Consider the following 1,177-nt stretch of genomic DNA (forward strand, 5'->3'; position numbering starts at 1 on the left):
AATGGCAAAGGAAAAGTTTGAGCGTACGAAACCGCACGTCAACATCGGCACGATCGGCCACGTTGACCACGGCAAGACCACGCTGACCGCAGCGATCACCAAGTATTTCGGCGAGTTCCGCGCGTATGACCAGATCGACGGCGCGCCGGAGGAGAAGGCCCGCGGCATCACCATCTCGACCGCCCACGTGGAATACGAGACCGAAGCGCGCCACTACGCGCATGTCGACTGCCCCGGTCACGCCGACTACGTCAAGAACATGATCACCGGTGCCGCCCAGATGGACGGCGCGATCCTGGTGGTGAACGCGGCCGACGGCCCGATGCCGCAGACCCGCGAGCACATCCTGCTGGCGCGCCAGGTCGGCGTTCCGGCGCTGGTGGTGTTCCTGAACAAGGTCGACCAGGTCGACGACGAGGAACTGCTCGAGCTGGTCGAGATGGAAGTGCGCGAGCTGCTGTCGTCCTACGACTTCCCCGGCGACGACATTCCGATCATCGCGGGCTCGGCGCTGGCGGCGATGGAAGGCAACAACCCGGAGATCGGCGAGAACAAGATCCGCGAGCTGATGGCGGCCGTGGACGAGTACATCCCGACGCCCGAGCGCGCCGTGGACCAGCCGTTCCTGATGCCGATCGAGGACGTGTTCTCGATCTCGGGCCGCGGCACCGTGGTGACCGGCCGCGTCGAGCGCGGCGTGATCAACGTGGGCGACTCGATCGAGATCGTCGGCATCAAGGACACGCAGACCACCACCTGCACCGGCGTCGAGATGTTCCGCAAGCTGCTGGACCGCGGCGAGGCCGGCGACAACATCGGCGCGCTGCTGCGCGGCATCGACCGTGAAGCGGTCGAGCGCGGCCAGGTACTCTGCAAGCCGGGCTCGGTGACCCCGCACACCAAGTTCGAAGCCGAAGCCTACATCCTGACCAAGGAAGAGGGCGGCCGTCACACCCCGTTCTTCGCGAACTACCGTCCGCAGTTCTACTTCCGGACCACCGACGTGACCGGCACCGTGACGCTGCAGCCGGGCACCGAGATGGTGATGCCGGGCGACAACGTCGGCTTCACCGTCGAACTGATCGCGCCGATCGCCATGGAAGACGGCCTGCGCTTCGCCATCCGCGAAGGCGGCCGCACCGTCGGCGCCGGCGTCGTGTCGAAAATCATCGAGTAA

The 1,177-nt window shown here is 65.8% G+C and carries 1 protein-coding gene; it reads left to right on the forward strand.

Features of this window, described 5'->3' with window-relative positions:
* The first annotated feature begins 1 nt into the window (after position 1).
* A complete protein-coding gene (gene tuf, locus FGK63_RS20630) occupies positions 2–1,177 on the forward strand; it encodes an elongation factor Tu (protein WP_138845844.1) in 1,176 nt (391 codons plus the stop codon).

Origin of the sequence: Ruegeria sediminis (assembly GCF_005938215.1) — a bacterium.
Lineage (GTDB): Bacteria > Pseudomonadota > Alphaproteobacteria > Rhodobacterales > Rhodobacteraceae > Ruegeria > Ruegeria sediminis.

What these genes read in the sequence shown, in the direction of transcription:
- tuf (WP_138845844.1), top strand. Translation starts at nt 2, where the DNA reads ATGGCAAAGGAAAAGTTTGAGCGTACGAAACCGCACGTCAACATCGGC.